Below are 26155 nucleotides of genomic sequence, written 5' to 3'. Positions count from 1 at the left end.
AGGAGGCGGCGACCATGTCAAACATCCCAATGACGCTTGAGCAACTGACACTAGAAACAGCAGATGCCGTCAAACAACAATTACGAGAACATGAAGAGGTTCAACAAATTGCTCATCAGATTGATATAAAAAATCAGCTAGAGCTAATAGAGTTGGGAAAAGAACCAGCTACCAAATTATCAAAATTTGCAGATCAAGTTCTAGCTATAGTGACCCAATCAGCTACTTTTGAATCCAATGAATTATTTAAACAGCTTGAATCCTTAATGCTGACATTCGATAAAAAAGATTTTGCTGAACAAAAGGGTTTCTTTAAGAAGCTATTTACACGTAAATCAAAAAATGAAGAGGATGTATATGCGAAATACAATGTGCTCGGTAGAGATATAGAAAAAATTCATTACCAATTTGTGCTTATGGAAGAGGAATTAGCGAAGGATAATCGATTACTCGCTCGGTTATACAAAGAAGATTTGATGTTTTACCTTGATATAGAAAAATATATCGTAGCTACTGATATGAAATTACATGAGGTGCAAACAACATTAATCCCATTATATGAGGAACAGGGTGAGGCAGGTAATCAGGTAGCCAAAATGGAGCTTAATCGTTTACAGACAATTGCTGAAATGCTTCAACAAAAAATAGATGAGTTGGAGAAATCACGAATGGTTGCCATCTTAACAGCTCCACAAATTGAGATGCTACGTCATGGGAATAATGAGCTGATTGAACAGATTCATGGCGCATTTGTTAAAACCATTCCTGTTTTTAAAATGGGGCTGATGAATGCTGTGAATGAAAGACGTCAACAATTACAAAATCAATCAGCATCTGCCTTTGAAAATCGAGTGAAGCAATTTGGGGAAGCTAGCAATGAAGCGGTTCACCTAAGCACAGCTCTTGCTCAGCAGACGGATAAAACACAGACGCTAGAAGAAATGTGGGATACAATTGTTACAGGTATTGCTAATTACCAGCATTTGCGGAGTGAGCAGACAAGTAAACGTAAGCTAGCAGAGCAACAGCTGCTTGCGTTACGTCCTTAATTTTACCTTTAAGTAGAATTCTACTTAAAGGTTTTTTTTGTAGTAAAAAGCGACAGATCCGCTGTATGTGAATCTGTCGCTTACGTGGTTGCTAGATGAATTCTTCTTCAAATTCTACATTAATTTCATGGCCATGGTAGCTTTGGTATGAAACAATCAGTGTATCTAGATGCTCTAAATTTTCCTCATAATCTAGAATCCTCGATAAAATATAGAGTAAGTGATAGCTAGAAAATTCCGTATCGCCTTCCTCGCGAGCAAAGTTTACTTGCTTAATGAAAATTTCCATTAGTTCATTGCGTTGAACATAGTCGATGCTTTTACTCCACTCAGAATGCTCAGGCTTTAATTTCCCAGTATATTTTAAGAGCAATTGTTCGTGATACGTTAATAAGGAATCAAGCCGTTCCTGAATCATTAAGTGAAATTGCGTAGGTAGCTTAGCTAATTCGTTTTCGTGGTTATGCAATCGTTGTAGCAATTCTAAACTTTTTTTGGAAGTTAAGATCATTTGACGATAGACGACCAATTTACGTGCTTTTACATACTTTTTATTTTTGAAATAATTACGCTCCTCTTTATATAAATCATACAGCGTATCGACTCGTAACATACGGCTTTTAAATTTACTTAATGCGCCCTTTGTAGATGTATGCTCAGAAGCCTGCCGTACTGCAAGTCGCGTCCAACGAATAATATCATCCTGCAAAATATAAATTTTGCGGAATAGTTTAATCTCATATTTCGGTGGTAAGAAAACAAGATTAACGACAAATGCTGCTAACACCCCGACTAATATAGTAACAAAGCGTATTAAACCAAACGTTAAAAAGTCTTCTCCTTGGAATTCCATAATGGCCACGACTGATACCAACGCCAACGAAAGAGATTTTTCTAGTTTAAATTTCAACATTAAACCAATAGCTATTATGACAGCTATGCCAATGGCAACCACATGATGGCCAAAAAGTAAGCCGAAAAAGACGGCAATGGTTGCACCTATAATATTTGCTTGAACTTGCTCTACAATGGTTTGATAAGAGCGATAAATAGAAGGCTGTATCGCAAAAATAGCTGCAATTCCAGCAAAAACAGGTGAAGGTAGTTTTAACAGCTCTGCAATAAACAGGGCAAATACGATAGCGACACCAGTTTTAAATACACGGGCACCTAATTTCATAAAGATGTCCTTTCTGTCTCATATTTTTTAGCTTCTTTACATTATAGAAGGAAGTGCACATAAAATACATAGATTTGTATGCAAGAATAAGAAAAAGGCGACTTATGATAGAAAGTCGCCTTTGCATACCCATTATGATAATTGAGAAAATGCGTAATTCACAGCTTTAATTGTTTCAAGAATATCTGCTTCAGTATGCTCTGTAGTTAAGAACCATGCTTCATATTTAGAAGGAGCTAGATTAACGCCTTGCTCAAGCATTAGTTTAAAGAAGCGACCAAAAATTTCTCCGTTAGAGTTTTCGGCTTGCTCATAGTTTTCTACTTTCACATCTGTAAAGTAAATTGTCAGCGCCCCTTTAAGACGATTTAATGTGATGGTTACTCCATGCTCTTTAGCAGCAGCTAAAATCCCTTCTTCTAAAATCCCGCCTAGTCGATCCATTTCATCGTAAATGCCTGGTGTTTGTAGCACTTCTAAGCACGCAATACCTGCTTGCATAGATGCTGGATTTCCGGCCATCGTTCCGGCTTGGTAAGCTGGACCTAGTGGTGCGACTGTATCCATAATTTCTTTACGACCACCATATGCACCAATTGGTAAACCGCCACCAATAACTTTACCAAGTGCTGTTAGATCAGGTGTTAGGCCAAGTAAGTTTTGGGCACCACCGTAGTGGAAGCGGAAAGCCGTGATAACTTCATCGTAAATTGTTAAGGCTCCTTTTTCTTTGGCCGTAGCGTGTACTAATTCAAGGAAGCCAGGATTCGGTTCAACAATACCAAAGTTTCCTACGATAGGTTCAATTAAAATAGCTGCAATTTCATCGCCCCATGTATTCATTGCTTCTGTAAAAGCTTCAGGGTTATTGAAAGGTACCGTAATAACTTCTTCAGCTGTAGAAGTCGTTACACCTGCTGAGTCTGGTGTTCCTAATGTAGCAGGACCTGAACCAGCAGCTACTAAAACTAAATCGAAATGACCATGGTAGCATCCGGCAAATTTCATTATTTTTGTACGTCCTGTATAGGCACGTGCAACACGAATAGTTGTCATAACAGCTTCTGTACCAGAGTTGTTAAAGCGTACTTTATCCATAGACGGAATGGCTTCTTTTAGCATTTTTGCAAAAGTAACCTCATATTCAGTCGGCGTTCCAAACAATGTGCCATTTTCAGCAGCATGTGTAATAGCCTTAGCAATGTGAGGGTGCCCATGACCTGTAACGATAGGACCGTATGCTGCAAGATAATCTATATAACGATTGCCATCTACATCCCAAAAATATGCGCCTTTTCCTCGAACCATTGCCACAGGAGAACCACCGCCTACTGCTTTATATGAACGAGAAGGGCTATTTACACCACCAACGATATGTTGTAACGCCTCTGCGTGTACTGCTTCAGATTTTGCGTGATTCATAGTATTGCCTCCTAACTTTTTATACGTAATCTATTGTAGACCTATCAGTGTCAGAAATCCAAAGAAAATAAGGAATATGACTTGATTTGTTACTTGGAGTAAAATGAACATACAGAGGAGGAGATTATTATGACTTTGCAAGAAGGACAGAAGGTACCCGATTTTTCTCTTATGAATGAAAAGGGAGAGACGGTACAGCTAACTGATTTTAAAGGACAGAATGTAATTTTATACTTTTACCCAAAAGATATGACACCAGGTTGCACAACTGAAGCATGTGATTTTCGAGATAGGTTTGAGGACTTTAGTCATTTAAACGCTGTTGTTCTAGGCGTTAGTCCAGATGATGCAAACAAACATACAAAATTTATTGATAAGCATGGCTTGCCTTTTTCTTTATTAGTAGATGAAGATCATGCTGTAGCGGAGGCGTATGGTGTATGGGTCTTAAAGAAAATGTATGGACGTGAATTTATGGGGATTGAGCGTTCCACATTTTTAATTGATTCGGAGGGTAAGTTAATGAAAGCTTGGCGTAAAGTACGTGTGAAAAATCATATTGAAGAAGTTTATGCCTATTTAGCAGAACAGGAGGCGACAACATGAGAATCTATTTTACTTTTGAACCAAGACCAGATTTACGGGAACCATTATTAGCAGAATTCCCACAAGTCGATTTTATATTTGAAAGTGGAATAACAAATGAAGAGCTTCAAAAAGCGGATGTTTTAGTTACATATGGTGAGAATTTAACAACAGAGAGCATCCAACAGGCGACGAAGTTAAAATGGATTTTTGTTGCATCAGCAGGCATTGAAAAAATGCCTGCTCAAGCTATTATGGAGCGTGGTATTTTAGTTTCTAATGTACGAGGTATCCATAAAACACCTATGGCAGAATCAATGCTAGCCCATATTTTAGCCATTAAACGTGCTTTACCTTGGATGTATGAGCAACAAAAGAAAGGTGAATGGTCAAAAAAAGCCAAACAAACTGAATTACGAGATAGTACAGCGCTTATTTTAGGTCCAGGCGCTATTGGCTCGGAAGTGGGGCGCTTATTACAAGCCTTTGGTGTGACGACTATTGGCTGCAATCGCTCTGGAAATGAAGCGTCAAACATGGATAAGATGATTAGCTTTGAGCAATTAATAGAAGTTTTGCCGAGTGCTGATATTGTCATTTCTGTGTTGCCAAAAACACAAGAAACAACGCATTTATTAAATGAAGAACATTTTATAGCTATGAAGAGCAGTGCAATTTTCATGAATTTTGGCCGAGGGAATTTAGTTGATGAAAAGGTACTCATTCAGGCGCTCGAAGATGGAGAAATAGGATATGCCGTTTTGGATGTATTTGAAGAAGAACCTCTGTCATCAGACAATCCACTATGGGCATTGCCAAATGTCATAGTATCACCACATGTCTCAAGCCATTCATCTCGTTATGTGGAACGAAGCTTAGAAATTTTTAAGACCAGCTTAACAAAATGGCTAAGAGGTGACAGAGATTTAGAAAATGTCATGGAGCTATCGAGAGGATATTAAGAAAAAAACGATGAAATTAGAGGATTAGTATGTGTGATTGTTGACGAAGTAGCGCTAATTGGATACACTATTTATAACAATTATAAATTAATAATACTTATGGAAGAGGTGCATGACGATGTCTACAACGCATTTACAGGATGCACTGGACACGTTAAAAACAACTGGTGTACGTATTACTCCTCAGCGTCATGCTATTTTGGAATATCTAATTCAATCTATGGCACATCCTACTGCCGATGAAATTTATAAAGCACTTGAAGGGAAATTTCCTAATATGAGTGTAGCGACTGTTTATAATAACCTGCGAGTATTTCGTGAGGTAGGTCTTGTGAAAGAGCTTACTTATGGAGATGCTTCAAGCCGCTTTGATTTCGTGACAAATGATCATTACCATATGATTTGTGAATGCTGTGGCAAGATCGTCGATTTCCATTATCCTGGGCTCGATGAAATAGAGCATTTTGCATCACAGGTAACTGACTTTGATGTGCATTCGCATCGTTTAGAGATATACGGCACATGTCCATCATGTAAAGGTGTTACTGCTAAAGTACAATAAAAATCCTAGCTCGTTAACGGGCTAGGATTTTTTCGTTTTATGATTATAGGATTGGTCGAACTCTTTACCTTCAAGAGTAGGATCAAGCGTTAATGGCTCATTGCAATACATGCACATATCGACTCTGCCTAAAACTTTTGTATGTTTATGGCAATTAGGACACTCAACTTGAATGGCTCGTGTTGATAATAAACCTATCCAGGCATAGACAACTGTACTACCAATAATACATAAAACACCTAATGTCATGAAAATTAAAACTAATATTGGGCTATTTTTAAAGAATATACCTCCGTACATTACAATAAAACCAATAAAGATTAGTGCTAAAGCGAATGAACGAATTTTATTAATTTTACTTTTATAAGGTTTCATTTATCTTGCCTCCCAATCTAAAATCTACTATAACATATAAGGGCAAAGTATTTTAGCTTTGAGGTAAATCAAAGAAGGAATACTTTTAGAGTATGTCGAATTTTTAACGGAACAAGGGAAGCTATATGAATAAAGGGGGGCTGAACATGGAGCAAGTATTGCGTCCTATATACCAAGAACGTGCGAGTCAGTCAAATACATTAGGCGTTATTTTAGTGGAAAAACGTGAGGAGCAAAGTAACGTTACAGATACATTTGATACTGTTTTATTAATTATTGTAAAAGAAGCAGAGCAGCCAGTCTTTTCAAAACATTACTTATATGAAGGAAATAAAGTCGCTCTACATACGGTTACGGAGAAACTAATACGAAAATGGCTTCTAATCGGATCTAATAAGAAGGTAGTCGATTGGATTTTCTTTGGCAGAGTACTATTTGATCGGAATGAATTCCTGCATAAACTAAAAATAGAATTACAGGAATTTCCGTATAGTGGCCGTAAGATTAAGACAGGCATTCAATTTTCCAAGTTAATACGTCGTTATTTGGAGGGGAAGGAATACTTTGATAAGGGCAGTTATTTGGATGCATATAATCATGTAGTTGATTCCTTACACCATTTGGGGCGTTTATCAATCATTGATAGTGGTCTATACCCTGAAGTAACTGTATGGGGGCAAGTGAAAAAAATTGAACCAGCGATTTATAAGCTGTACGAAGAACTGGTGACGAGTAATGAGCCAATTGAAAAACGCTTAGAACTTTTATTCTTAGCAAGTGAGTTTTTAATACATTCTCGAACACGAGATGGAGCACAACATATATTAGAAGTGATGCAAACAAAAGAAACATGGTCGATTCAAGAGCTACATGACCATCATGAACTCATGAATTACTCTGTGGATTTAGAAGTATTTGTCGAATACTTAGTGGATAAGGGGTATATTCATATAGAGCCAGTTACTGCGAAAAACGAGATGATCTTTCACCGTCATTACAAGGTCGATAAAGAAGCTCTAGAAATTGGTCAATGACTGTAGTATGCTTGTAATCGAGGTATCTAAAAAATACCTCGATATTTTTTTAAAAAAGTAGTTGACGAATATTATAATGATATTGTATTATATTAATTGTCGCTAAGACATAACAAGTAACTCGATGAAAAACATAAAAAACTTTTTCAAAAATAGTTGACATGTTTTGAGTGAGATGTTAATATAAAGAAGTCGCTGAAAAAACGACTTAAATAATGAACCTTGAAAACTGAACAAGCAAAACGTAATCAATAAAGTTTTAAGTAGCTAGCCTAGCTAGTGAACGAAATAAAATTTTGGACATCAAAATGATGCCAGCAAAACAATTTGAGCTAATCAAATTTCTTTTATGGAGAGTTTGATCCTGGCTCAGGACGAACGCTGGCGGCGTGCCTAATACATGCAAGTCGAGCGAACAGAGAAGGAGCTTGCTCCTTTGACGTTAGCGGCGGACGGGTGAGTAACACGTGGGCAACCTACCTTATAGTTTGGGATAACTCCGGGAAACCGGGGCTAATACCGAATAATCTGTTTCACCTCATGGTGAAATATTGAAAGACGGTTTCGGCTGTCGCTATAGGATGGGCCCGCGGCGCATTAGCTAGTTGGTGAGGTAACGGCTCACCAAGGCGACGATGCGTAGCCGACCTGAGAGGGTGATCGGCCACACTGGGACTGAGACACGGCCCAGACTCCTACGGGAGGCAGCAGTAGGGAATCTTCCACAATGGGCGAAAGCCTGATGGAGCAACGCCGCGTGAGTGAAGAAGGATTTCGGTTCGTAAAACTCTGTTGTAAGGGAAGAACAAGTACAGTAGTAACTGGCTGTACCTTGACGGTACCTTATTAGAAAGCCACGGCTAACTACGTGCCAGCAGCCGCGGTAATACGTAGGTGGCAAGCGTTGTCCGGAATTATTGGGCGTAAAGCGCGCGCAGGTGGTTTCTTAAGTCTGATGTGAAAGCCCACGGCTCAACCGTGGAGGGTCATTGGAAACTGGGAGACTTGAGTGCAGAAGAGGATAGTGGAATTCCAAGTGTAGCGGTGAAATGCGTAGAGATTTGGAGGAACACCAGTGGCGAAGGCGACTATCTGGTCTGTAACTGACACTGAGGCGCGAAAGCGTGGGGAGCAAACAGGATTAGATACCCTGGTAGTCCACGCCGTAAACGATGAGTGCTAAGTGTTAGGGGGTTTCCGCCCCTTAGTGCTGCAGCTAACGCATTAAGCACTCCGCCTGGGGAGTACGGTCGCAAGACTGAAACTCAAAGGAATTGACGGGGGCCCGCACAAGCGGTGGAGCATGTGGTTTAATTCGAAGCAACGCGAAGAACCTTACCAGGTCTTGACATCCCGTTGACCACTGTAGAGATATGGTTTCCCCTTCGGGGGCAACGGTGACAGGTGGTGCATGGTTGTCGTCAGCTCGTGTCGTGAGATGTTGGGTTAAGTCCCGCAACGAGCGCAACCCTTGATCTTAGTTGCCATCATTTAGTTGGGCACTCTAAGGTGACTGCCGGTGACAAACCGGAGGAAGGTGGGGATGACGTCAAATCATCATGCCCCTTATGACCTGGGCTACACACGTGCTACAATGGACGATACAAACGGTTGCCAACTCGCGAGAGGGAGCTAATCCGATAAAGTCGTTCTCAGTTCGGATTGTAGGCTGCAACTCGCCTACATGAAGCCGGAATCGCTAGTAATCGCGGATCAGCATGCCGCGGTGAATACGTTCCCGGGCCTTGTACACACCGCCCGTCACACCACGAGAGTTTGTAACACCCGAAGTCGGTGAGGTAACCTTTTGGAGCCAGCCGCCGAAGGTGGGATAGATGATTGGGGTGAAGTCGTAACAAGGTAGCCGTATCGGAAGGTGCGGCTGGATCACCTCCTTTCTAAGGATATTTTCGGAATACAAACCTAGGGTTTGTAAGATTACGTTTTGCGTTCAGTTTTGAAGGTTCATTCTTTCTGAATGAAATACTTCAAAACTTGTTCTTTGAAAACTGGATAAAACGACATTGAAATTGTAACAAACACATTTATTTTTTTAAGTTTTTTTATAGGCTTAATAACATGATAAGGTTTTCAGACACGAGCAGTTCTAGGAAGCAATCGAGTAAATGAAGGAGCGTACTTCAGTACGTGACTGATTGAACGAGTGAGGCTGACAACGAAATGTGAAGTGTATGGAAAGCTGATAGGTTAAGTTATTAAGGGCGCACGGCGAATGCCTTGGCACTAGGAGCCGAAGAAGGACGGCACTAACACCGATATGCTTCGGGGAGCTGTAAGTGAGCTTTGATCCGGAGATTTCCGAATGGGGGAACCCACTACGTTTAATCGCGTAGTATCTTGACGTGAATACATAGCGTCTTGAAGGCAGACCCAGGGAACTGAAACATCTAAGTACCTGGAGGAAGAGAAAGAAAAATCGATTCCCTGAGTAGCGGCGAGCGAAACGGGAAGAGCCCAAACCAAGAGGCTTGCCTCTTGGGGTTGTAGGACACTCAATACGGAGTTACAAAAGAACGAGTTAGATGAAGCGACTTGGAAAGGTCCGCCAGAGCAGGTAAAAGCCCTGTAGTCGAAAGTTCGTTCTCTCCTGAGTGGATCCTGAGTACGGCGGAACACGTGAAATTCCGTCGGAATCCGGGAGGACCATCTCCCAAGGCTAAATACTACCTAGTGACCGATAGTGAACCAGTACCGTGAGGGAAAGGTGAAAAGCACCCCGGAAGGGGAGTGAAAGAGATCCTGAAACCGTGTGCCTACAAGTAGTTAGAGCCCGTTAATGGGTGATAGCGTGCCTTTTGTAGAATGAACCGGCGAGTTACGATTACGTGCGAGGTTAAGCTTTAGAAGGCGGAGCCGCAGCGAAAGCGAGTCTGAATAGGGCGAAATAGTACGTGGTCGTAGACCCGAAACCAGGTGATCTACCCATGTCCAGGGTGAAGGTAAGGTAACACTTACTGGAGGCCCGAACCCACGCACGTTGAAAAGTGCGGGGATGAGGTGTGGGTAGCGGAGAAATTCCAATCGAACTTGGAGATAGCTGGTTCTCTCCGAAATAGCTTTAGGGCTAGCCTCGTGATGAGAATACTGGAGGTAGAGCACTGTTTGGACTAGGGGGCCATCCCGGTTTACCGAATTCAGACAAACTCCGAATGCCAGATATTTATACACGGGAGTCAGACTGCGAGTGATAAGATCCGTAGTCAAAAGGGAAACAGCCCAGACCACCAGCTAAGGTCCCAAAGTAATCGTTAAGTGGAAAAGGATGTGGCGTTGCACAGACAACCAGGATGTTGGCTTAGAAGCAGCCATCATTTAAAGAGTGCGTAATAGCTCACTGGTCGAGTGACGCTGCGCCGAAAATGTATCGGGGCTAAACGATTCACCGAAGCTGTGGATTGACATCTACGATGTCAGTGGTAGGAGAGCGTTCTAAGTGCGTTGAAGTCAGACCGGAAGGACTGGTGGAGCGCTTAGAAGTGAGAATGCCGGTATGAGTAGCGAAAGACGGGTGAGAATCCCGTCCACCGTATGACTAAGGTTTCCTGAGGAAGGCTCGTCCGCTCAGGGTTAGTCGGGACCTAAGCCGAGGCCGATAGGCGTAGGCGATGGACAACAGGTTGATATTCCTGTACCACCTCCTCACCGTTTGAGAAATGGGGGGACGCAGTAGGATAGGGTAAGCGCGCTGTTGGTTATGCGCGTCCAAGCAGTAAGGCGTGTGTGTAGGCAAATCCGCACACTGTAACGTTGAGCTGTGATGGCGAGTCCGTATGGACGAAGTTCCTGATTTCACACTGCCAAGAAAAGCCTCTATCGAGGTGAGAGGTGCCCGTACCGCAAACCGACACAGGTAGTCGAGGAGAGAATCCTAAGGTGTGCGAGAGAACTCTCGTTAAGGAACTCGGCAAAATGACCCCGTAACTTCGGGAGAAGGGGTGCTCTTGAGCGTGCAAGCGCATGAGAGCCGCAGTGAATAGGCCCAGGCGACTGTTTAGCAAAAACACAGGTCTCTGCAAAACCGTAAGGTGACGTATAGGGGCTGACGCCTGCCCGGTGCTGGAAGGTTAAGAGGAGTGGTTAGCGCAAGCGAAGCTGCGAATTGAAGCCCCAGTAAACGGCGGCCGTAACTATAACGGTCCTAAGGTAGCGAAATTCCTTGTCGGGTAAGTTCCGACCCGCACGAAAGGCGTAACGATCTGGGCACTGTCTCAACGAGAGACTCGGTGAAATTATAGTACCTGTGAAGATGCAGGTTACCCGCGACAGGACGGAAAGACCCCGTGGAGCTTTACTGTAGCCTGATATTGAATTTTGGTACAACTTGTACAGGATAGGTAGGAGCCAGAGATCTCGGAGCGCCAGCTTCGAAGGAGGCGTCGGTGGGATACTACCCTGGTTGTATTGAAATTCTAACCCATGCCCCTTAGCGGGGCAGGAGACAGTGTCAGGCGGACAGTTTGACTGGGGCGGTCGCCTCCTAAAAGGTAACGGAGGCGCCCAAAGGTTCCCTCAGAATGGTTGGAAATCATTCGTAGAGTGTAAAGGCACAAGGGAGCTTGACTGCGAGACCTACAAGTCGAGCAGGGTCGAAAGACGGGCTTAGTGATCCGGTGGTTCCGCATGGAAGGGCCATCGCTCAACGGATAAAAGCTACCCCGGGGATAACAGGCTTATCTCCCCCAAGAGTCCACATCGACGGGGAGGTTTGGCACCTCGATGTCGGCTCATCGCATCCTGGGGCTGTAGTCGGTCCCAAGGGTTGGGCTGTTCGCCCATTAAAGCGGTACGCGAGCTGGGTTCAGAACGTCGTGAGACAGTTCGGTCCCTATCCGTCGTGGGCGTAGGAAATTTGAGAGGAGCTGTCCTTAGTACGAGAGGACCGGGATGGACACACCGCTGGTGTACCAGTTGTCTTGCCAAAGGCATCGCTGGGTAGCTATGTGTGGACGGGATAAGTGCTGAAAGCATCTAAGCATGAAGCCCCCCTCAAGATGAGATTTCCCATTACGCAAGTAAGTAAGATCCCTCAAAGACGATGAGGTAGATAGGTTCGAGGTGGAAGTGTGGTGACACATGGAGCTGACGAATACTAATCGATCGAGGACTTAACCAAAAAGTTTGAAGCATTCAATGAACCGTTTATCCAGTTTTGAAAGAATAAAATTATTATAATATACTTGTAATTTTGATAAAATATGTTATAATAAGTATTGTCTTTCAAATAGTCTAGTGATGATGGCAAAGAGGTCACACCCGTTCCCATACCGAACACGGAAGTTAAGCTCTTTAGCGCCGATGGTAGTTGGGGGCTTCCCCCTGTGAGAGTAGGACGTCGCTAGGCTGTATACTAAAATTATTCCGAAGTAGCTCAGTTGGTAGTAGCACCTGACTGTTAATCAGGTTGTCGCAGGTTCGAGTCCTGCCTTCGGAGCCATTCTTGGAGAGTTGTCCGAGTGGCCGAAGGAGCACGATTGGAAATCGTGTAGGCGGTTAACACTGTCTCAAGGGTTCAAATCCCTTACTCTCCGCCAGCACTTTTAATTATTCCAAACGAAGGCCCCTTGGTCAAGTGGTTAAGACACCGCCCTTTCACGGCGGTAACACGGGTTCGAATCCCGTAGGGGTCACCATTCATTTTTATACCCAGATGGAGGATTAGCTCAGCTGGGAGAGCATCTGCCTTACAAGCAGAGGGTCGGCGGTTCGAGCCCGTCATCCTCCACCATTTTAAAAACAACATATATCATTAACGCGGGGTGGAGCAGTGGTAGCTCGTCGGGCTCATAACCCGAAGGTCGTTGGTTCAAATCCGGCCCCCGCAACCAAATGGTCCCGTGGTGTAGCGGTTAACATGCCTGCCTGTCACGCAGGAGATCGCCGGTTCGATCCCGGTCGGGACCGCCATTTTTTTATAATATATGGGTCAGTAGCTCAGTTGGTAGAGCATTAGATTGAAGCTCTAAGTGTCGGCGGTTCGATTCCGTCCTGACCCATCATTTTTTTGCCGGTGTAGCTCAGTTGGTAGAGCAACTGACTTGTAATCAGTAGGTCGTGGGTTCGACTCCTATCGCCGGCACCATGAATTCCCGGAGGGGTAGCGAAGTGGCTAAACGCGGCGGACTGTAAATCCGCTCCTTAGGGTTCGGCGGTTCGAATCCGTCCCCCTCCACCAGTTTTATTTTTTTATTTTTAAATAGGGGCATAGTTCAACGGTAGAATAGAGGTCTCCAAAACCTTTGGTGTGGGTTCGATTCCTACTGCCCCTGCCAATTTATTTTATGGCGATTGTGGCGAAGTGGTTAACGCACCGGATTGTGGTTCCGGCATTCGTGGGTTCGATTCCCATCAGTCGCCCCATTCAAGAATAAAGTAAATTTCATAATAATAACTATAATATAATGGCGATTGTGGCGAAGTGGTTAACGCACCGGATTGTGGTTCCGGCATTCGTGGGTTCGATTCCCATCAGTCGCCCCATAGTTGGGGTATAGCCAAGCGGTAAGGCAACGGATTTTGATTCCGTCATGCCTAGGTTCGAATCCTAGTACCCCAGCCATTTTTTGCGGAAGTAGTTCAGTGGTAGAACACCACCTTGCCAAGGTGGGGGTCGCGAGTTCGAACCTCGTCTTCCGCTCCAAGTATGATGGCGGCATAGCCAAGTGGTAAGGCACAGGTCTGCAACACCTTTATCACCGGTTCAAATCCGGTTGCCGCCTCCATATTTTTACTGCTAATCGGTTTATCCGATTTTTTTTATCTCCATTATGCCGGTGTGGCGGAATTGGCAGACGCGCACGACTCAAAATCGTGTTCCTTTGGAGTGTCGGTTCGACCCCGACCACCGGTATCATTACGTACATATACGTTACATTTAGTAAGTTTAGAAAGCTCACAAACCTTGATAATACAGGGTTTGTGAGCTTTTTTCATTTTTGGGGATACGATAAGAATTGAAATCATTTTACACACTTCAGGTAGAAGACATTGATATATAAGGCTTTTTACTACATTCCCTATCCTTATCACCGGTAACGAGGTTAGCGTAATAATATAGCAATAGTTGTGTAGGGAGATTAGTTAAAGAAGGTAGTTTTTAAGTGAATGGTGCATTGTCAAAAAAATAATATATTACACAATAAGTAAGTTTCAATGGAAAGGTTGGAGGTGATTTTTATGAAGAAGGTGATTAGTGGACAACAAGATGAATTTAAAGGGAACGATACTGCAAATGGTATTGATAAAATGTTTTCTGGTCAACCTGTTCACCCTACATGTAGAAATATGTTTGAGGCTGATATCGTATAACAAGCAAAGCTATAATACTACTTGGGGGTAATAGGGGTACTGGTGAATACGTTTAGAACCCAAAAAATAGCAATACAAACCAAAGCTTTGGTTTGTATTACTATTGTTAGTATGCTTCACCTTTTGAAATTATTGAACGCGAGCAAATCCAAATCCTGAAGCGTAGTCATCACCTATAGCAGCTCCATAACCACCTTTAATATCTACTGATTTTGCTCTCTCTTGTAAGTTAGAACGTAGTTGCGTGTTAGATAATGACGGATTTTCAGCCCAAATTTTTGCTGCTAAACCAGAGACATGAGGGGTAGCCATTGATGTGCCGCTAATTGTATTATAACCGCCATTATACCATGTAGAATAAACGGATGAGCCAGGAGCTGAGATTTCAATATCACCTTCCTGGATGACATAATCTCCAGCTGTAGATATATAACCACGTGAAGAGTAGTCAGCTACACGATAAGTCCCATTTTGTTGTACATTTTCTAAAGCTGCAACGGCGATTGCATTTGGTAATGCCCCCGGATAACCAATTGTTCCTTGCGCATAGCCAGAATTACCAGCTGCAGCTACTATTAGAACTCCTTTACTGTATGCGTAATTGACAGCACTCGAAATGAGGCTATTATTCGCTGAAGAACCTAGAGACATACTAATAATTGTTTTGGTACCAGTAGCTGTTGCTTGATCTGCTGCATGTCGAATAGCAGCAGCAATATCATCTGAGTATCCAGAACCGCTATCTAATAACACTTTGTAAGCCCAAAGATCAGCATCTGGAGCTACACCGTAAATGCCTGCTTGATCGCTTCCACCATCAGCTAAGGCCGTACCAGCAACATGTGTACCATGTCCGTTTCTATCAGTACAGCTGTTATTAATGGGTGTTGTCGCACCTGTAAAGTCTTTACATTGCTCTACGTTATTGACAAGGTCAGGATGAGAAATATTTACACCCGTATCGAGTACGGCAATATTAATGCCACTTCCTCCAGTTGTAGATGTTAAAGTATCATTGTTATAAATTGCTTTAATGCCCCAAGGTATTTGTTGAGAAGCTCTTAAAGAAGTTACCAAATCCAGAGTTTCATTTTCTACCATACTATCGTCTTCCAAACCTATCGTATCTAATGTAACGATAGGCACTTTTGTAACTGTGAAATTTTTATTCTTCTGTAATGCTTCGAATTGTTTTTCATTCATATCAGTTGAAAATCCGTTCTCTGTTAATTCCCAACGAGCAGAATATTGAGTTTTTAATGTTGATTTTTCTGTTTTTTTGTTTGCCTCAACATAAACACGGAATTTCTCCTGACCACCGTCGTTTCCTAAGCTATCTTCGCTATCCATCGCTGTTGCGTACACCGGGTTTATTACTGATCCTGCAATCAAAAGACTTAGCAACGTACTTTTCATTTTTTTCATTCTTTCCAACTCCTTTTCAAATTAAGTTATAGTACTACAATTTGAATCTACCATAATTTAGGTTTTTTGATTATTGGGAAAATTATGATTATAATAAATGTAAAATACAGTCATTCGATACGGGAGGTTATGAAAATGAAGATTGGTTCATTAATTAAGTACTATCGTACAAAGCTAGGAATGACACAGAATTCAGTGGCGATGGGGATTTGCTCGATTCCTCATTTAAGTAAAATTGAGAATAATAATAAAGAAGCAAATAGCGAGACAATACGTCTACTGCTAGAACGATTAAATATTAGTATTCACGATGTAGAGAATAACGAACAAAATATTATTTGCCTATTAAATGATTTACAAAAACATATAAATTACCTAGAGATTGATAAAGTAAAAGAGACAATGAGCAGATTAAAAGAATATGAAGAAATAATAGGTTTTACAGAATCTATTTATTTATATGAACTTTATAAGTTACGTTATTATGTGTTTGTTAAAGAGCATAAATTAGCAGACAATCAATTAAAATGGCTAAATGCCCACCGACCAAATTTTTCCCAACATGAAAGGTATTTACATTCATATTATTATGCATTAGTTTTAATTACAAAAGGTAAATATGAGGAAGCAGCTAAAGAACTAACTCAAATACTTCAAATACATCCAGAACTAGGGTCACTAGAAGGAGAGTTTTACTATCATTTCGCTTTAATAAAAGGGCGGTTAGAAGAACCAAGCCAAGCAATTATTTATGGGAAAAAAGCTCTTCAATTCTATAAGGACCAATTTAATTTTAAAAGAATTGTTTATACATTAATGTCTCTGGCACTCAATTACTCTCGAGGAAAAGTGTTTCACGAAGCAATCGAAATCTATGAACATTTAGTGAGAAATGTGGAGCTATTACAGCAACAGCAGCTATTACCTGCTATATATCACAATTTGGGGGATTTGTACCAAATGAGATGGGAATATGAAAATGCATTAATTTACTTTGAAAAAAGCGCTTCTTTAATGTCAAAGAACTGTGATCATTATCTGCTTTGCTTATATAATTTAGGTGTTACGCAATTTCGCTTAGAACAAACGGAAAAAAGTATAAAAACCTTTACTATTCTAAAGGAAGAAGCAAAAAATAAGAAAAAATTAAGTTTTAATTTATTTGCTACTTTTTATTTATATTTGCTAGGAGAAGAAAAAAAGAAAGCGATGGATTTTTTAGAAGGGAGGTTAATTCCATTTATAGCAGATAATGAAGAATTAAAAGAAATGCACCAACAATTTTCTAATTTATTGGGAGAGTATTATCGACAAGAAAAGCAGTTCGAGAAAGCTATGCAATTTATTGAAATTTAAAGGAGAGTGTGAATATGAAGAAAAATGTTGGATTATCAATTTTAATACTGAGTGCTGCAGTAATAATTATATCTGTTCCAATTCATCCACCGGTTTTATAAAAGGCAAGAGTGGGAGAAGGTAGTGGCTCTATCTTATGATTGAGGAACAGTGTAAACCACAAGCCTTTGAAACTGAGAGAGATAGGCAGATTTTTTATGAAGGGTATGGGAGAAAGTTAATTAATTAAAACGAGTACAATTACTTTAAAAATGGATTATATGAGTTTTTTTAGATGAAGATCTAAACCGTTCTGTAGGATAAATGACTTTCCTTCAGAGCGGTTTATTTGTTTTCGTTTCTTTTTTTTCTTTTCCATTCTTAATGATTAGTTCATGCTCTGTTCATGAAACAATTTTAAGCTAAGGATAATTAAAGAAATGGAGGGATAAAGGATGAATCTTGCCTGGAAAGAAATGAAGAAAAATAAAGTACGATTTTTAATCTTGGGCTCCATCATCTTCCTAGTTAGTTTTTTAACGTTTATTATTTCAGGTTTGGCGAATGGCTTGTCACAGGATAATGCAGCTTTAATAAAAGACTTACCGCAGGGGCAATTCTACATGACAGAGGATGCTGATGGGACGTTTAATCTTTCGAGAATCTCTAACAATCTACAACAGGAAGTCATGTCTGAAGAGAAGGAAGCAGTTGCCTTTTCTATTCAAATGGGCTTTTTAAGTGATGAGGATGATAAACAGCAAAGTGTGGCCTTTGTCACATCGACAGAGTCATCACTATTTAGAAATGTGCGTCAAGGTGAGGTCCTGTTAGACAGCTCGCTACAGGAAAAGGGAATAAAAGTGGGAGATATATTAGCGAACAATCAATATAGTGGAGAGTTCAAGGTGAAAGGCTTTGTGGAGCAAAAGAAATATAGCCATGCCCCTGTTGCGTATATCAGTAAAGAGGCTTACCAGGAAATGTATCGGATACAGGATATGCAGTTAATTTTTGTTCCACACAATGCTGCCAAGGATTTTGAGGGGCTACAGTCTTATAGCAATAAAGAATTTCTGAATGCTATCCCGAGTTACAGTGCGGAACAGATGTCTTTAAATATGATTATTTGGTTTTTAGTTGTCATTAGTGGTATGCTGTTTGCTATTTTCTTCTATATGATGAATGTACAAAAGATTGGCCTATATGGCATTCTAAAAGCAATTGGATTAAAAACAGGTAGGTTGTTTAACATGATCTGGACACAGATGGTGATTATTACAGCTATTTCACTAGTATTATCAGTCAGCCTTAGTCAATTATTCAATATAGTTGCGCCAAAGGGGATGCCATTTACGTTAAATTTTGGTACAACAATGCAGCTATCGTTAGTGTTCCTTGTCATTGGTTTTGTGGGAGCTACATTGTCAGGTCTACAAATTAAAAAAATTCAACCGTTACAAGCAATACACCAAGGGGAGGCTTAGTCATGACGTTATTTACGATTGATGAAGTAAGAAAAACGTTTAAAAATGGTGATGTCGAAGAGGAAATTTTAAAAGGTATTAATTTATCCTTAAAAGAAGGAGAGATTACGGCATTGGTAGGTGCATCTGGTTCAGGAAAAAGTACGCTATTAACTATAGCTGCTGGACTGCAACCCGCAACGGATGGACAGATTCTTTTTGAGGGACAAAATTTAACGACTATGAACGAAGAACAAGTACGAAAGCTGCGTGCAAGTAAATTTGGCTTTGTTTTTCAGTTTGCTCATCTTGTACCTTTTCTTACCGTAGAAGAACAGCTGCTATTAATGTTGGATGTTGCTGGGTCTCCACTGAAGAAACATGAACAAAAGCATGAAGTAAATCGTTTATTACAGTTAGTTGGGCTGGCTCATCGTCAAGATGCTTATCCTTCTTCATTGTCAGGGGGAGAAAAGCAACGTGTAGCGATTGCACGTGCCATCATTCATCAACCGAAAGTGCTGTTTGCAGATGAGCCAACAGCAAGTTTAGATTCACAGCGTTCTAAAGAAATTATGATGTTATTAAGAACATTAACAAAAACTTTAAGTATCACAACATTATTAGTGACGCATGACGAAGAGATGCTAGCTTATACAGATCGTATTATTAAAATGAGCGATGGTGTGGTATTACAAAATAAGCAAGGCTCCCACTAGTAGGGAGCCTTTGTAGCGTTTAGGTTAAACGGGCATTACGACTCACTTTACAAACCATTCTCATTAACGCTTTGTGTAGAAAAGGAAAAATAGTAAAAATAACATCCATTGTTTTGCGCATTGGCATTGGACAAATGATAGGCTTATTTTGATGAACACCTTCTATAGCAATTTTTGCAATTCGCTGAGGTGAGATCATTTTTTGCTGCTGTAATTGTTTGGTGATAATTGATTTATCCATATGAATCGCTTTGGCGTTATCGAAAATAGGTGTATCCACAAACGTTGGACATAAGGCACTCACCTTAATCCCAAATTCCTCAGCCTCATAGTGTAGAGAGGTCGTTAATCCTATAACAGCATGTTTGGTAGTAGCGTATGCAGAAGAAAAAGGAGAAGGTCCTAACCCTGCAGCTGATGAGGTATTGATGATATGTCCAAAACCTTGTTTTTTCATAAGTGAATAACCTAGTTGAGTACCATAAATGACACCCCACAAATTAATAGCCATAATTTCCTTCCAATCCTCAATAGTCGTTTCACCCAGCTCTCCGTACATAGCAATTCCAGCATTATTAAACAGATAATCTATCCGATGATATTCTTCAATTACACCATGAATGACAGATGCTACACTATTGTAATCGGTTACATTTAGTGGTACAAATTTTGCATGAACAGCATCTTTATTTAACTGTGCTTCTAACATACGACCTTCTTGTTCTTGAATATCAGCAATAATGACAAATATATGTCGAGTAATTAATTCCTGGCAAATGGCCTTTCCTATCCCTGATACACCACCTGTAACAACAGCAATCTTTTTCATTTTTTAGGACCTCCCGATTTTGTCTCCTTCGTTTGCATAATGTTCAATGATAGAGCTATATTGCTGTGCCACTATATCAGCACCTTTACTATTTAAATGAACGCCATCCATAGTTACATGTAGCCCTCTTTTTTGAGATAATTTATCGATGCGTAAAGGATTTTTGTAAAATAAAACATCTAGTAGAACTCTCATTACACTCGTATTAATAAAGCTTGAGCAGTCCAAATGTTCTAAATGCTCTTTAAAGAGATTTTGCATATTCACAAAATAAACATTGCCGGATTTCAATGCAATAGACTCCATAACGGACGTTAGCTCTTTTACTTCGTTGTTAGAGTGATTTTGAAGATCTTCTCCTACTAATGCTGGAGATACTAGCACAACATTTTTAGAAGCGGTATGTGCTTTCTCTAATACTTTGAGGCAGTACTCTTCGAATTCTATATGATCCTTCGTCACGGGTTGTGCTTGCACCTTTAATAATTTTGAATAGACGTCATTGACGCCTACCCAAAGAAAAAGGAGATCATAGGAGGATTGGAGTGGCGTTTTTTCCAAGCGAGTAAATAAACTTTTAATCGTCTCGCCTGGATTCCCAAGATTGTCAAATGAAATATGAGGATATTGCAGTTTTAAAAGATTATAAAATGAAACTCCTGGACGACCTTCTGTTAAGCTATCACCTATTAAACCTACTTTCATTTAAATCCCACCTTTTTTAATTTCTTTTAAGAAAATCGTTATTGCTTGTTGAAAGAGTGGTTCTAATGATTTCAAATGTTGAGTATTGGTAAGCTGACATAATCCGCCTAGCCATGTGCCTAGTAAGACGGTCCAAGTATCTACATCGCCATGAACAAATTCGTTTTGGTCGATGCCCTCTTGAAGAATTACACGATAAGCATTCATAGGTGTAATAGCTAAATTGAATAACTGCTGTATAGATTCGGGGGTTGATTTAGGATTAGATGCCAGTTCCTGACCTGATTTTAGTAAAGGTGTTTGATACTCATAGAGGACATGTAGGGCCATACCATACAATTTTTCTGTTGATGTGGTGTATGAAGATTCTTTTTGCAACCATTTGTCATGCCAATTTTTCATTGATTGCTGCGCTAAAAGCACAAATAACTTTTCCTTATTTTCGAAATGATAATAAATATGTCCTTTACTGTAACCAGAAACCTTCGAAATATCGCCAACAGATGTTTGATTATAGCCATGTTGAGAAAATAATTGGGTGGCATGTTTGATAATTTCAAGCTTTGCCTTGTCACTGTCATAGCGTCTTTTATTCAATGTTGTACTCCTTTAATGATTTGAACAATCGTTCTAATTTAATTATACATAATTTTCTAATTAAATAAATAGGTAAAATTTTTATTTGAAATACGGTTGGAAAGGAAGGAAATTCCAATTGTTTGTTGAATTATTTGTTATGCTTAAAAAAGGGGGATTTGTATGGGAAGAGTGATTGGCTTTGAATTAAATAGTCAGGAACCGAAGAAAGCGGCAGCTTTTTATAGCTAAGTGTTTGGCTGGAGGATAGCGGCTCCAAATTGGGATTATTGGCCAGTTACAACTGGGCATGAAAGCAAAATTGGGATTAATGGTGGTATTAGCAAAGGACCTAGTGATTATCCACATGGTACACGAATTCAGATTGAAGTGGATGCAATGGATGAAGTTATTGAGCAGGCAACCAGCAATGGGGCTACTATTTTACGTGGAAAAATGGAGTTTGAGGACTTTTATCTTGCTTATTTGATGGATCCGACTGGCATAGAAATTGGATTAATTCAACATAAAAATAACGAATAAAGTCTCTTTCAGAAGAGTCTTTTTTCATTTTTAGCATAACTACACGTCTTTATGGGTAAAGAATCGATGGAGGAGGGATAATGTGAGGAACATATTGAAATTAGTATGTTTGATCCTGATAGCGATTGGCATAATACCGAGGGAAGTGCAGGCAGCCAGCTTTAAAGATTTAACGGATGATACCTTGATGACAGAAATCCATTATTTAGTAGAGCAGGATATTGTGAAGGGCTATTCCAATCAGTTATTCAAGCCGAATGATTATGTAACGAAAGCACAGGTAGCTGTTATGCTAACACGTGCTTTGGGGCTAAACACAATCAACATACAAAACCCCAATTATCAGGATGTAACGCCAGCTAATAAATACTACAAAGAAATAGCTGCTGTACAAAAAAAAGGAATATTTGATGCAGCCCATAAATTTAACCCAGATGCACCGTTAACTAGAGCGGAAATGGCTATTGTGCTAAATAGGGCTTTCAAATTAAAAGGGTCAGATCCTTATTATTTTACAGATGTGACGGAGCAGACATATGGTTATAAAGAAATTTTAACACTGGCTCATAATCATTTGGTAAGGGGCTATGAGAATGGTGAGTTTAAACCTAATGCTCCTGTTACACGTGCCCACTTCTCAGCTTTTTTAGCGCGAGCATTGACTCTTTCTAAGCCTAGTTTGCTAAAGGACCCCGCGTTTGTTTATACGTATGGCTATTATTCTTTAAGTGACCATAAGCGGTATACCTTGAGCTATCAATATAAGCAACATGACGGTAAAAATGATGTATGGACAGTCAAAAATATTAGCACAGGACAAACTCTTTCTGATGAGCTTTTATATGGTCATGATCGTGTATATGGTCAAGCCATTGCTAGTGACGCTAATACACATTATGATTTATATATGGAACTACCACTTAGAATAGGGGTTATTTTACATGAAGATGATCCAGGGGTTACTGCAGGAGAACGAGTAACTGTAAAATCAACGAATGGTACAGTACAAGCTGGAGAAGTGCAATATACGGGTGTAATTATAGTAGAGAAAAGGTCAGTATATAGTGATGTGGTAAAAACTTATTATTTCGTAGATGATATTGGTTTAGTCAAGGAACTACACAATGATAAAGTTGTATTTGAACTATTCAATCGGACAATGAAATAATCAGGAAAGGAAAGCAAGCCACTGATGGACTCGCTTTCCTTTATTGTTGTAAAGAGATATGAAAAAAGCGCTGTAGAGCTTGCAGCCATTCCTTCTCAGTGTTTGTTGTATAGGTAGTTAAGGATTGCCCTTCGTAAATTCTAAATTCATTGTTCATCATCGTGTGACGTCCACGAGTAGTTCGAATCATGGCAATTTTATTTTTTTGTTTAGAGAGTCGTGGGGCAAATTTTGCATCATTTGCATCATCATGAAAACAATAAAGCAAACGCCATTGTTGCTTGGTTAGTTCAAAAAGCATCCAACCATTTTCTTCATCATACTCTACTTTATACAATTCTCGGCCTTCGCGATGCTGATATCCTGCTATTAACGGTACTGGTTTACAAGGCGCTAAAGCACCAACGCCTACATCTGAAATATAGGATTGTTTTGCATCTTTTACTAGTAATAGCTGGTGCATGGGTATATCTTCAGGAGGAGAGTGTTCTTCAACATTACGCCAAAACTGAGCATAGCGGTTGGTAACTGAAAAGCCGAGCTCCCGTAAAAGCCAGCTAAATAAAATATTCAGTTCAAAACAATTGCCCCCACGTCTTTCTATAATAATCTTTTGAAATAAATCAGGAATAGAGAATGAGATACCGAGGTTCAAGGCAACATCTAAATTTTCATAGGGAATCGTCAATAGATGCTTTGTTTGTAGCTGTCCAAGTAGTTGGACGGTAGGCTCTAAGGTTCCTTGAAATTGAATATGCTGTAAATATTGCTGAATCTGTGCATTCATAAAATCGCCTCACTTCCTTATTAATAACATAACCGAAACAGCATCAGAATACACGCATAATATTAAGAGGGAAATGATAGAAAAATAGCTAAATAACTTGTAGAATTAATATATTAGCTACTATAAAGTGAAATATTTCCCAGTATAGTTAATGAATAAGAAATTAAGGTAGGTATGATAAGGAAAATGAAATGGATCGAAGTCAATACATATGACGAAATGAGCGAAGTGGCCGCAAATATTTTTTTAAAGCAAATACAGAAGAAGCCCAATAGTGTTCTAGGATTAGCAACTGGTGGTTCACCTGTAGGAATGTATAAAGAATTAGTAGCGCGATATCAAGCCGGTCAATTAACATTTAAGGATGTACAAACTTTTAATTTAGACGAATATGTAGGTCTTAAGCGCTCAAGTCCTGCAAGTTATTGGACTTTCATGCACAACAATCTATTTAATGGTGTAAATATTAAACAAGAAAATATACATTTGCCAAATGGTGAGGCAGAGGATTTAGCTGCTGAATGCAAGGCATATGATGCAAGGATTGATGCAGCAGGAGGTATTGATTTACAGCTTCTTGGAATTGGCGTAAATGGTCATATAGGTTTTAATGAGCCAGGTACACCGTTCGATTCGATGACGAATATTGTTGAATTAACGGAATCGACAAGAACAGAAAATGCGATTTACTTTGATGACGCAGCAGATGTCCCAATACATGCCATTACGATGGGTATTCAATCGATTATGAAGGCGAAGGAAATTGTCCTGATTGCCTTTGGTGAAAAGAAGATGGAGGCCATCCAAAAATTAAAAAGTGGCCATATTACTGAAGATTTCCCTGCAAGCCAATTATTAAAACATCCTAACGTCACGATTATTTATGGCGGTACCAATTAACAATAAAAAGCAAAGCCTTCTTATGATTGAAGTCTTTGCTTTCTTGTTTTTCTGATTACCATATGAGCAAGGAATATACGCTCCAGCAAATTACTGCTACAATAACAATTAAATCAACCTTGTTGAAGAGAAAGGTTACTGTTCAAGAGTCTGAAGGTTCCTATCGCTAGAATGTCGATAGTTTCTCCTCAAGAAGTAAATGATCGTATAGAATCATGGGAAGAAGAGGCAATAATAGATAAGTGCCTCACATCAGTATAGAGGCAAGCTTAAGGAAAATAAGAGGAGGAATGAACGTGAAAAATACCGTACCACGTTTACAAAAGGGAGATCTAGTTGGTGTAGTTGCCCTATCAAGTGTAGTAAATCATGAAAAGCTAGGGGACGCATTATCTTTTTTAGACGAGTTGGGTCTTCACTATATTGTAGGGGATACGATCCATGCAACGCATGATTATTTAGCTGGTAGTGATGAAGTTAGGCTAGCTGATTTTCATGAAATGGTAAAAAATCCTGAAGTGAAAGCTATTTTTTGTGTAAAGGGTGGCTATGGCTCTGCTCGCATAGCTGAAAAAATTGATTATACGTTATTAGAGGAAAATCCAAAAATTTTCTGGGGCTTTTCAGATATTACCTATTTGCATTGTGCGATCAATGAGTACGCCAATTTAGTAACATTCCATGGACCTATGTTAATGGCGGCCAATAAAATGGATGAACTATCGAAGAAAATGTTTGTACAATTATTTTCCCCCATTGAAATACAATACACGGAGTCAATTTCTCCTTTAACAACCATTGCTGGAGGGGTGGCACGCGGTGAATTAATAGGAGGAAATCTGTATCGTCTTGTCAGCACATTAGGCACTAAATTTGAGATACAAACAGAAGGTAAGATTTTATTGATAGAGGAGTTAGCAGAATCCATTCCTAATATTGATTCGATGTTACAGCAATTAAAGCAAGCTAGGAAAATTGAGCAACTAGCAGGTGTTGTCATTGGTTCCTTTACACAAACAGAAGCGAATGAAACAGCCTTACATAATTTAATGAAAGAGTATTTTGGAGACTTAGGTATTCCTGTTGTGGCAGGTTTTAAAATAGGACATGAATCAACCAATGTAGGCATTCCCTTGGGGGTAGACGCCTATTTAGATGCAGAGGAAAAAGTGTTGAAGATATTACCAGGTGTGTATTGACTATAGGG

Annotated in this window: 21 protein-coding genes, 16 tRNA genes and 3 rRNA genes; 32 read left to right on the top strand and 8 right to left on the bottom strand. The window is 40.0% G+C overall.

Annotation, left to right across the window (positions count from 1 at the left end; translation table 11 throughout):
- The first annotated feature begins 14 nt into the window (after positions 1-14).
- Positions 15-1049 carry a toxic anion resistance protein gene (locus A2J09_RS15435; protein ID WP_031416897.1) on the top strand — a complete coding sequence of 345 codons (1035 nt, stop codon included), beginning with the start codon at positions 15-17 and terminating at the stop codon, positions 1047-1049.
- Between the two features lie 91 nt (positions 1050-1140).
- Here the strand turns inward: A2J09_RS15435 and A2J09_RS15430 are convergent, their stop codons facing one another.
- Both A2J09_RS15430 and A2J09_RS15425 read right to left on the bottom strand, forming a co-directional pair.
- Positions 1141-2229, bottom strand: a complete 1089-nt coding sequence (locus tag A2J09_RS15430) for an FUSC family protein (RefSeq protein ID WP_008173466.1) — start codon at positions 2227-2229, stop codon at positions 1141-1143.
- A 132-nt stretch (positions 2230-2361) separates the two neighbouring features.
- Positions 2362-3651, bottom strand: a complete 1290-nt coding sequence (locus A2J09_RS15425) for a glutamate-1-semialdehyde 2,1-aminomutase (RefSeq protein ID WP_031416899.1) — start codon at positions 3649-3651, stop codon at positions 2362-2364.
- A gap of 129 nt (positions 3652-3780) precedes the next feature.
- On the opposite strand from A2J09_RS15425, the gene bcp reads away from it, so the two are divergent.
- The 3 genes from bcp (at position 3781) to perR (ending at position 5760) form a co-directional block, all read left to right on the top strand.
- The gene (gene bcp, locus A2J09_RS15420; protein ID WP_012292123.1) at positions 3781-4257 is read left to right on the top strand and encodes a thioredoxin-dependent thiol peroxidase; all 477 of its coding nucleotides are present in this window, start codon (positions 3781-3783) and stop codon (positions 4255-4257) included.
- Positions 4254-5198: a D-2-hydroxyacid dehydrogenase gene (locus A2J09_RS15415; RefSeq protein ID WP_012292124.1), complete on the top strand. Its 945-nt coding sequence runs from the start codon at positions 4254-4256 to the stop codon at positions 5196-5198. Before bcp ends, A2J09_RS15415 begins: the two co-directional genes overlap by 4 nt.
- A gap of 118 nt (positions 5199-5316) precedes the next feature.
- Complete coding sequence (gene perR / locus A2J09_RS15410; protein WP_031416903.1) at positions 5317-5760, top strand: peroxide-responsive transcriptional repressor PerR; 444 nt, start codon at positions 5317-5319, stop codon at positions 5758-5760.
- 21 nt (positions 5761-5781) lie between these two features.
- Here the strand turns inward: perR and A2J09_RS15405 are convergent, their stop codons facing one another.
- Positions 5782-6135, bottom strand: a complete 354-nt coding sequence (locus A2J09_RS15405) for a YgzB family protein (RefSeq protein WP_008173457.1) — start codon at positions 6133-6135, stop codon at positions 5782-5784.
- Positions 6136-6281: 146 nt separating this feature from the next.
- Here A2J09_RS15405 and A2J09_RS15400 point away from each other — a divergent pair, with 146 nt between their 5' ends.
- The 21 genes from A2J09_RS15400 to A2J09_RS24460 all read left to right on the top strand — a co-directional run bounded on the left by A2J09_RS15400 (position 6282) and on the right by A2J09_RS24460 (position 14495).
- On the top strand, positions 6282-7169 hold the full coding sequence (locus A2J09_RS15400; RefSeq protein WP_031416904.1) for a nucleotidyltransferase-like protein: 888 nt from the start codon (positions 6282-6284) through the stop codon (positions 7167-7169).
- Between the two features lie 346 nt (positions 7170-7515).
- Positions 7516-9067 (top strand): 16S ribosomal RNA (locus A2J09_RS15395).
- A 308-nt stretch (positions 9068-9375) separates the two neighbouring features.
- Positions 9376-12303: ribosomal RNA gene (locus A2J09_RS15390) — 23S ribosomal RNA — on the top strand.
- 112 nt (positions 12304-12415) lie between these two features.
- A 5S ribosomal RNA gene (rrf, locus tag A2J09_RS15385) occupies positions 12416-12531 on the top strand.
- Together the 16S, 23S and 5S rRNA genes with 16 tRNA genes alongside form the textbook arrangement of a ribosomal RNA operon.
- 16 nt (positions 12532-12547) lie before the next feature.
- Positions 12548-12624: transfer RNA gene (locus A2J09_RS15380), tRNA-Asn, on the top strand.
- Between the two features lie 5 nt (positions 12625-12629).
- A tRNA-Ser gene (locus tag A2J09_RS15375) sits at positions 12630-12721 on the top strand.
- A gap of 24 nt (positions 12722-12745) precedes the next feature.
- Positions 12746-12820 (top strand) — tRNA-Glu (locus A2J09_RS15370).
- A 19-nt stretch (positions 12821-12839) separates the two neighbouring features.
- Positions 12840-12915, top strand: a tRNA-Val gene (locus tag A2J09_RS15365).
- A gap of 25 nt (positions 12916-12940) precedes the next feature.
- A tRNA-Met gene (locus tag A2J09_RS15360) sits at positions 12941-13015 on the top strand.
- 3 nt (positions 13016-13018) lie between these two features.
- A tRNA-Asp gene (locus A2J09_RS15355) sits at positions 13019-13094 on the top strand.
- Positions 13095-13110: 16 nt separating this feature from the next.
- A tRNA-Phe gene (locus tag A2J09_RS15350) sits at positions 13111-13183 on the top strand.
- A gap of 10 nt (positions 13184-13193) precedes the next feature.
- A tRNA-Thr gene (locus tag A2J09_RS15345) sits at positions 13194-13269 on the top strand.
- Positions 13270-13278: 9 nt separating this feature from the next.
- Positions 13279-13362 (top strand) — tRNA-Tyr (locus A2J09_RS15340).
- Positions 13363-13385: 23 nt separating this feature from the next.
- Positions 13386-13459 (top strand) — tRNA-Trp (locus A2J09_RS15335).
- Between the two features lie 12 nt (positions 13460-13471).
- Positions 13472-13547 (top strand) — tRNA-His (locus A2J09_RS15330).
- A gap of 44 nt (positions 13548-13591) precedes the next feature.
- Positions 13592-13667, top strand: a tRNA-His gene (locus A2J09_RS15325).
- A 4-nt stretch (positions 13668-13671) separates the two neighbouring features.
- Positions 13672-13746, top strand: a tRNA-Gln gene (locus A2J09_RS15320).
- A 6-nt stretch (positions 13747-13752) separates the two neighbouring features.
- Positions 13753-13827, top strand: a tRNA-Gly gene (locus A2J09_RS15315).
- An 8-nt stretch (positions 13828-13835) separates the two neighbouring features.
- Positions 13836-13909: transfer RNA gene (locus A2J09_RS15310), tRNA-Cys, on the top strand.
- Between the two features lie 47 nt (positions 13910-13956).
- Positions 13957-14037, top strand: a tRNA-Leu gene (locus tag A2J09_RS15305).
- Between the two features lie 326 nt (positions 14038-14363).
- Complete coding sequence (locus A2J09_RS24460) at positions 14364-14495, top strand: hypothetical protein (protein WP_258858693.1); 132 nt, start codon at positions 14364-14366, stop codon at positions 14493-14495.
- A 129-nt stretch (positions 14496-14624) separates the two neighbouring features.
- Here A2J09_RS24460 and A2J09_RS15300 read toward each other — a convergent pair whose 3' ends face one another.
- Positions 14625-15920: a S8 family peptidase gene (locus tag A2J09_RS15300; RefSeq protein WP_012292128.1), complete on the bottom strand. Its 1296-nt coding sequence runs from the start codon at positions 15918-15920 to the stop codon at positions 14625-14627.
- Between the two features lie 129 nt (positions 15921-16049).
- Between A2J09_RS15300 and A2J09_RS15295 the strand changes: the two genes are divergently transcribed.
- From A2J09_RS15295 to A2J09_RS15285, 3 genes are all read left to right on the top strand, one after another.
- Positions 16050-17276, top strand: coding sequence for a helix-turn-helix domain-containing protein (locus tag A2J09_RS15295; RefSeq protein ID WP_012292129.1), 1227 nt, complete (start codon positions 16050-16052; stop codon positions 17274-17276).
- Positions 17277-17710: 434 nt separating this feature from the next.
- Positions 17711-18742, top strand: a complete 1032-nt coding sequence (locus A2J09_RS15290; protein WP_012292130.1) for an ABC transporter permease — start codon at positions 17711-17713, stop codon at positions 18740-18742.
- A 2-nt stretch (positions 18743-18744) separates the two neighbouring features.
- Positions 18745-19440, top strand: a complete 696-nt coding sequence (locus tag A2J09_RS15285; protein ID WP_012292131.1) for an ABC transporter ATP-binding protein — start codon at positions 18745-18747, stop codon at positions 19438-19440.
- 19 nt (positions 19441-19459) lie between these two features.
- Here the strand turns inward: A2J09_RS15285 and A2J09_RS15280 are convergent, their stop codons facing one another.
- From A2J09_RS15280 to A2J09_RS15270, 3 genes are read right to left on the bottom strand one after another with little or no spacing between them, the layout of a single operon-like run.
- Positions 19460-20269, bottom strand: coding sequence for an SDR family NAD(P)-dependent oxidoreductase (locus A2J09_RS15280; RefSeq protein WP_012292132.1), 810 nt, complete (start codon positions 20267-20269; stop codon positions 19460-19462).
- 3 nt (positions 20270-20272) lie between these two features.
- Positions 20273-20974 carry an SGNH/GDSL hydrolase family protein gene (locus A2J09_RS15275; protein WP_012292133.1) on the bottom strand — a complete coding sequence of 234 codons (702 nt, stop codon included), beginning with the start codon at positions 20972-20974 and terminating at the stop codon, positions 20273-20275.
- A complete protein-coding gene (locus A2J09_RS15270) occupies positions 20975-21571 on the bottom strand; it encodes a TetR/AcrR family transcriptional regulator (RefSeq protein ID WP_012292134.1) in 597 nt (198 codons plus the stop codon). It abuts the gene before it with no gap.
- Positions 21572-21802: 231 nt separating this feature from the next.
- On the opposite strand from A2J09_RS15270, the gene A2J09_RS15265 reads away from it, so the two are divergent.
- Together A2J09_RS15265 and A2J09_RS15260 are read left to right on the top strand one after the other, a co-directional pair.
- On the top strand, positions 21803-22093 hold the full coding sequence (locus A2J09_RS15265; protein WP_012292135.1) for a VOC family protein: 291 nt from the start codon (positions 21803-21805) through the stop codon (positions 22091-22093).
- An 82-nt stretch (positions 22094-22175) separates the two neighbouring features.
- The gene (locus tag A2J09_RS15260) at positions 22176-23261 is read left to right on the top strand and encodes an S-layer homology domain-containing protein (protein ID WP_036160467.1); all 1086 of its coding nucleotides are present in this window, start codon (positions 22176-22178) and stop codon (positions 23259-23261) included.
- Positions 23262-23301: 40 nt separating this feature from the next.
- Here A2J09_RS15260 and A2J09_RS15255 read toward each other — a convergent pair whose 3' ends face one another.
- Positions 23302-24048, bottom strand: coding sequence for an arylamine N-acetyltransferase family protein (locus tag A2J09_RS15255; RefSeq protein WP_012292137.1), 747 nt, complete (start codon positions 24046-24048; stop codon positions 23302-23304).
- A 186-nt stretch (positions 24049-24234) separates the two neighbouring features.
- Between A2J09_RS15255 and nagB the strand changes: the two genes are divergently transcribed.
- Together nagB and A2J09_RS15245 are read left to right on the top strand one after the other, a co-directional pair.
- Entirely contained in the window at positions 24235-24948 is a 714-nt protein-coding gene (gene nagB / locus A2J09_RS15250) for a glucosamine-6-phosphate deaminase (RefSeq protein WP_012292138.1), read from the top strand.
- Positions 24949-25238: 290 nt separating this feature from the next.
- Entirely contained in the window at positions 25239-26147 is a 909-nt protein-coding gene (locus A2J09_RS15245) for a S66 peptidase family protein (RefSeq protein WP_012292139.1), read from the top strand.
- Positions 26148-26155 lie beyond the last annotated feature (8 nt).

This window comes from Lysinibacillus sphaericus (assembly GCF_001629735.1).
Taxonomy (GTDB): Bacteria; Bacillota; Bacilli; order Bacillales_A; family Planococcaceae; genus Lysinibacillus; species Lysinibacillus pinottii.
Note: the sequence above shows the minus strand (reverse complement) of the source record. Positions and strands in the feature narration are given on the sequence as shown.

Excerpts from the sequence above, each read along its gene's own strand:
- A2J09_RS15435 (WP_031416897.1), top strand. The coding sequence starts at position 15 with ATGTCAAACATCCCAATGACGCTTGAGCAACTGACACTAGAAACAGCA.
- A2J09_RS15430 (WP_008173466.1), bottom strand. The coding sequence starts at position 2,229 with ATGAAATTAGGTGCCCGTGTATTTAAAACTGGTGTCGCTATCGTATTT.
- A2J09_RS15425 (WP_031416899.1), bottom strand. The coding sequence starts at position 3,651 with ATGAATCACGCAAAATCTGAAGCAGTACACGCAGAGGCGTTACAACAT.
- bcp (WP_012292123.1), top strand. The coding sequence starts at position 3,781 with ATGACTTTGCAAGAAGGACAGAAGGTACCCGATTTTTCTCTTATGAAT.
- A2J09_RS15415 (WP_012292124.1), top strand. The coding sequence starts at position 4,254 with ATGAGAATCTATTTTACTTTTGAACCAAGACCAGATTTACGGGAACCA.
- perR (WP_031416903.1), top strand. The coding sequence starts at position 5,317 with ATGTCTACAACGCATTTACAGGATGCACTGGACACGTTAAAAACAACT.
- A2J09_RS15405 (WP_008173457.1), bottom strand. The coding sequence starts at position 6,135 with ATGAAACCTTATAAAAGTAAAATTAATAAAATTCGTTCATTCGCTTTA.
- A2J09_RS15400 (WP_031416904.1), top strand. The coding sequence starts at position 6,282 with ATGGAGCAAGTATTGCGTCCTATATACCAAGAACGTGCGAGTCAGTCA.
- A2J09_RS24460 (WP_258858693.1), top strand. The coding sequence starts at position 14,364 with ATGAAGAAGGTGATTAGTGGACAACAAGATGAATTTAAAGGGAACGAT.
- A2J09_RS15300 (WP_012292128.1), bottom strand. The coding sequence starts at position 15,920 with ATGAAAAAAATGAAAAGTACGTTGCTAAGTCTTTTGATTGCAGGATCA.
- A2J09_RS15295 (WP_012292129.1), top strand. The coding sequence starts at position 16,050 with ATGAAAATGAAGATTGGTTCATTAATTAAGTACTATCGTACAAAGCTA.
- A2J09_RS15290 (WP_012292130.1), top strand. The coding sequence starts at position 17,711 with ATGAATCTTGCCTGGAAAGAAATGAAGAAAAATAAAGTACGATTTTTA.
- A2J09_RS15285 (WP_012292131.1), top strand. The coding sequence starts at position 18,745 with ATGACGTTATTTACGATTGATGAAGTAAGAAAAACGTTTAAAAATGGT.
- A2J09_RS15280 (WP_012292132.1), bottom strand. The coding sequence starts at position 20,269 with ATGAAAAAGATTGCTGTTGTTACAGGTGGTGTATCAGGGATAGGAAAG.
- A2J09_RS15275 (WP_012292133.1), bottom strand. The coding sequence starts at position 20,974 with ATGAAAGTAGGTTTAATAGGTGATAGCTTAACAGAAGGTCGTCCAGGA.
- A2J09_RS15255 (WP_012292137.1), bottom strand. The coding sequence starts at position 24,048 with ATGAATGCACAGATTCAGCAATATTTACAGCATATTCAATTTCAAGGA.
- nagB (WP_012292138.1), top strand. The coding sequence starts at position 24,235 with ATGAAATGGATCGAAGTCAATACATATGACGAAATGAGCGAAGTGGCC.
- A2J09_RS15245 (WP_012292139.1), top strand. The coding sequence starts at position 25,239 with ATGAACGTGAAAAATACCGTACCACGTTTACAAAAGGGAGATCTAGTT.